The following is a 4,323-nucleotide window of genomic DNA, read 5'->3' as shown; positions in this document are numbered from 1 at the left end:
TGTAAGTGGAGAGGGTACGATGATACTTGATCACGTTATCTGCTAAAAATGATGTTTTTCGCAATCCCTCTGATTGATAATGATCTACTGGCCAATGCAGATGGTTTCCTTGCTCATCGCGATACCAATCTTGTTCATTACGTGAAGTAAATATGGGATGCTCTACTGAAAAAATAAAAGACCCCCCAGGCTTCAGGCAATCATGTATCTTTTTGAAGATGACTTTAACGGATTCGAGATAATGGAAAGCCAGAGAGCTGATTACTACATCAAACTGCGACTGTGAGAAATTGATGTCTTCAATCGGCAGTTGGATATAGGAAATAGCAGGGTCGTCTGTTAGTTCGCGAGCCTTTTGCAGCATATTTTCAGAAATATCCACACCTACCACTGAACTCGCTTGCTGCTCACGAGCAAATCGACAATGCCAGCCAAAACCGCACCCTAAATCAAGCACACTTTTATTTCGCAGATCCGGTAGTAAGGATTGAAATACATGCCATTCTCCCGCACCTTCTAGTCCTTTAATTGAACGTGACATTTGCTTATATGCAGAAAAGAATATGGAATCATCGTATTTGTTTTGTTTCATTTGCTATAAAACTCCTTTGCTTTAAAGGCTTATTGTTTTTCCCCTTCTATGCTAACTGAATCACATCAATACCTCAAGAAGTGAAAAAGGTGAAACAGAAATAATCTGTTCCACCCTTTTATTTATTCGTTCAATTATTTATATAGAATCCGCGGCAGCAAGGATGTTGTCGCTCATGTGCCTTGTTCGATCACTTATGCTTGGTTCACTTGGTCTTGGTTCACTTGGTTTTGCCTTGTGGTGTGCAATATTGGTGGGGCGGCATTGGTGAATAACATCACGCCAGTGGAAATCGCCACGTTTCAATGAGTGCACAAGGAGCTCGGCTGTTGCCATATTCGTAGCTACAGGGATTCCGTATACATCACATAGACGGAGTAATGCGGTGATGTCGGGTTCATGCGGCTGTGCAACAAGTGGATCGCGGAAGAAGATTAACAAATCGAGTTCATTCTGAGATACCATCGCACCAATTTGCTGGTCACCGCCAAGCGGGCCGGACATGAATCGCATAATTTTCATGTTTGTAGCTTCCATGATCAGCTTGCCTGTTGTACCTGTAGCAAATAAGGTATGCTCTTTGAACAACGCCTCATAAGCAATCACGAAATTTATCATTTCTTCTTTCTTTCGATCGTGCGCTACGAAAGCCACATTCATAGCCAATCACCTCACTATAATATTTTTAGTAGGATAAGTGCTGAATGAAGGTCATGCCCCAATTCGTTTTACTATGGGCAATACCCAGAAGTGAACATTAATGTAATGTAATCTGACATAATAATAGCATATATAGAACGAATAGACAATGTAATTAGAAAATAAATGTAAGTTATGTCTTTTTAGATACAAAATCCCGATAAAATCGTAAGTTTGTGTCATATAAACTAACATAAGATAAGTCGGAAGATAAGTGTTGCTAACTTAAAAACAAAAAAACCAGTCTAGCAGGACATGAAATCCTGTTTGACTGTTTTTTTGCATGACAAGACCATTCAACTGTGTGGGAGTGCTATTTCTTAAAGTTTTTCCAGCATTTTTAAAATGGATCCTTCGTGCTTTTTCAATAAATCGATTGGAGTTAGAAGAAGGGATTCAGCTTGGGAGAAAAGTTTTTGAAGTACCGGCACAATTTCAGACACTTGAAGCGAATCTGTTCCTATCACTTGCGTTTGAACTTGGCGTACGGCATCAATGAGTTTGCTTAAGTCTTCTTCCTTTAATGCGTTTCCTACATCAAATCCTGTAGCCTTTTTGATTTCTGCTAGAACTGTTGCAACAGTACTGTCATCCAAATTGAAATCAGYAATTTTACTTTGAAGATTTTGGAGGTTTTGAGAGTCGATGGAATCGCTAGTATAGGACTCTAGTAAAGATTGTAAACCCCCGATTTTTTTCAGAACAGGTAGTATTGTTTCTTTATGAGCTTCAACTTGCTCTTGAATCTGGCTCATAAGTCCTTCTAGCTTGTTTTTTAGTTCGCTCATAGTAACACCCCCTTTCTAGTTTCTATCATATGTAGCAACTAGAGAAGGTGATGGACAAGAATATCAATTTTGTTTTTAACTTGTAAAATAGATAGCTGACTCATTCGGATTGATAGCTTCAACCATATGATAGATTAGTATGTTCGGTACGCAAAGAGAGGAGAGAGATAACCGAAAAGCAAAAGCTAGAGAGGTGAGGTAATGAAAGGGAAGAAACAGGTAAACCCAAATTTTTGGAGAGGGAAGAAAGTATTTATTACGGGTCATACGGGATTTAAGGGAACGTGGCTAAGTTTATGGCTGCACGCTATGGGTGCTCACGTGACAGGCTATTCCTTAGAGCCCCCGACCAAACCAAGCTTATTTCATCTATGTCATATGGATGAGTTGATTACCTCTTATATCGCAGATATTAGAGATAGAGAGCGTTTATCGAAAGCTCTTCGACAAGCAGCTCCCGACATCGTGTTTCACATGGCAGCTCAGCCCTTGGTTAGAGCATCCTATACCAATACAGTAGAAACGTACGAAATCAATAGTTTGGGTACTGTTAATCTGTTGGAGGCGGTTAGACAAGCAACTGAAAGTGGAATTACGGTGAAAGCTGTTGTTAATGTAACGACAGATAAGTGTTATGACAATCGGAAGCTGAAGCGTGGTTATCGGGAAACCGACCAGTTAGGAGGGGATGATCCCTATTCTAATAGCAAAGCATGCGCAGAGCTGATGATAGCGGCCTATCGAAAATCCTTCTTTAGTCCAAATCCAAAGGCTGCACTGCCGAATCATCAGGTATCGATCGCCTCAGTTCGAGCAGGCAATGTTATCGGTGGGGGAGACTGGGCACCGGATCGGTTAATTCCAGATAGTATGAGTGCTCTTCTTCAAGGGAAGTCGATCGGACTCAGATACCCGCAAGCGATTCGCCCCTGGATGCATGTGCTTGATCCTCTATCCGGGTATTTGCTCTTAGCGGAACAGTTAGTGGAGAATGGAGCTCCTTATGCGAAAGGCTGGAATTTTGGCCCGGACGCTCGCAATCCTATCTCGGTGGAAGGGGTTGTTAGCAGACTATGCAATCTGTGGGGAGAGGGGGCTTCCTACCATATAGAGAGCGGCAATCAACCTTTTGAAGCACACTATTTACAGTTAGACAGCGCAATGGCGGCAAAACACTTAGGTTGGTATCCGCGATGGGATCTGAATACAGCGCTGGTCCGGACTGTCGATTGGGTAAAGGACTATGTACAGCACAAGGATGTAAGGGAGACTTGCTTACAGCAGATTAGTGATTATGTGAAAGAGGGTGAGGTTCATGATCATTAAGTCTGGCAGTATTCCCGGCATTCATGAAATCACCCTGTCGCCGAAAGCGGATCATCGAGGCCATTTTACACGAATATATGATCAGCAGAAATATACCGAACTCGGACTTGTTAGTCATTGGGTTCAGGAAAATCGTTCATTATCAAAGAAGAAGGGAACGATTCGAGGGCTGCATCTTCAGTTCGAGCCTTATGCAGAAACGAAATTAATTGGAGTCATTCGAGGGGCAATCTTTGATATTTTTGTTGATTTAAGAAGAGACTCACCAACCTTTGGCAGTTGGGATTCTATTTTACTCACGGAAGACAATAACAGAATGGTTTATATCCCCAAAGGCTTTGCCCACGGCTTCTGCACCTTAACCAATGATTGCGAAGTCGTTTATAAGGTAGATAATTATTATTCTCCTAAGAGTGAGGGAGGGGTGATCTGGAACGATGCAACACTCCGGATTACTTGGCCAATTATTAAACCTATTCTATCGGAGAAGGATATGAAGCTGCCTAGCTTAGAGGAGTTTATGAGAAAGAGTAAGAAAAATGAAAACAGGGGGAGATCTCTATGAAGCCGCTGGTCAGTATTTTAATACCAACCTATGACCGTCCTGATTATTTAGAACAGGCATTGAAGAGCGCACTTAGCCAAACCTACGAGAATATAGAAATTATTATTAGTGATAACAGTGAAAATGATTTATCTGAGCAGATGGTGAACTCGTATAAAGCTATGCCTAATGGATCCAAAATCAGATATATCAAAAATAAAGAAAACATGGGGCCAATTGCGAATCAGCAACAGTGTCTAGAGCTTGCCAAAGGCGAATATATCAATTATTTGATGGATGACGATTTATTTCATCCTCAGAAAATAGAGAAAATGATGCACTATTTTTTGAATTATGAAGGGATTTCTCTGGTC

Annotated in this window: 5 protein-coding genes and 1 pseudogene (1 of these 6 cut by a window edge); 3 read left to right on the top strand and 3 right to left on the bottom strand. The window is 41.2% G+C overall.

The features are described 5' to 3' along the window. From AC1DWN_RS28905 to AC1DWN_RS28895, 3 genes and pseudogenes are all read right to left on the bottom strand, one after another. On the bottom strand, window positions 1–592 hold a 592-nt coding region (locus AC1DWN_RS28905), incomplete at its 3' end, for a class I SAM-dependent methyltransferase (protein ID WP_477562333.1). A gap of 255 nt (window positions 593–847) precedes the next feature. Next, window positions 848–1,252, bottom strand: a pseudogene (locus tag AC1DWN_RS28900) (methylglyoxal synthase); the annotation flags it as partial. A gap of 359 nt (window positions 1,253–1,611) precedes the next feature. Beyond that, complete coding sequence (locus AC1DWN_RS28895; protein WP_477562332.1) at window positions 1,612–2,079, bottom strand: hypothetical protein; 468 nt, start codon at window positions 2,077–2,079, stop codon at window positions 1,612–1,614. A 201-nt stretch (window positions 2,080–2,280) separates the two neighbouring features. Between AC1DWN_RS28895 and rfbG the strand changes: the two genes are divergently transcribed. The 3 genes in view from rfbG to AC1DWN_RS28880 are tightly spaced (each overlapping or abutting the next) and all read left to right on the top strand, a layout consistent with a single transcriptional unit that may run on beyond the window. Then, window positions 2,281–3,405, top strand: coding sequence for a CDP-glucose 4,6-dehydratase (gene rfbG / locus AC1DWN_RS28890; RefSeq protein WP_477562331.1), 1,125 nt, complete (start codon window positions 2,281–2,283; stop codon window positions 3,403–3,405). Beyond that, window positions 3,395–3,970 carry a dTDP-4-dehydrorhamnose 3,5-epimerase gene (gene rfbC, locus AC1DWN_RS28885; RefSeq protein WP_477562330.1) on the top strand — a complete coding sequence of 192 codons (576 nt, stop codon included), beginning with the start codon at window positions 3,395–3,397 and terminating at the stop codon, window positions 3,968–3,970. Before rfbG ends, rfbC begins: the two co-directional genes overlap by 11 nt. Continuing rightward, on the top strand, window positions 3,967–4,323 hold the 5' end (the start) of the coding sequence (locus AC1DWN_RS28880; protein ID WP_477562329.1) for a glycosyltransferase family 2 protein. The gene runs 375 nt beyond the window's last position; only the first 357 of its 732 coding nucleotides appear in the window; the start codon lies at window positions 3,967–3,969; the stop codon falls past the right edge of the window. Before rfbC ends, AC1DWN_RS28880 begins: the two co-directional genes overlap by 4 nt.

The sequence above is a fragment of the Paenibacillus sp. P4_A7 genome, from assembly GCF_056402455.1.
This window is presented reverse-complemented; position numbering and strand designations above follow the sequence as displayed.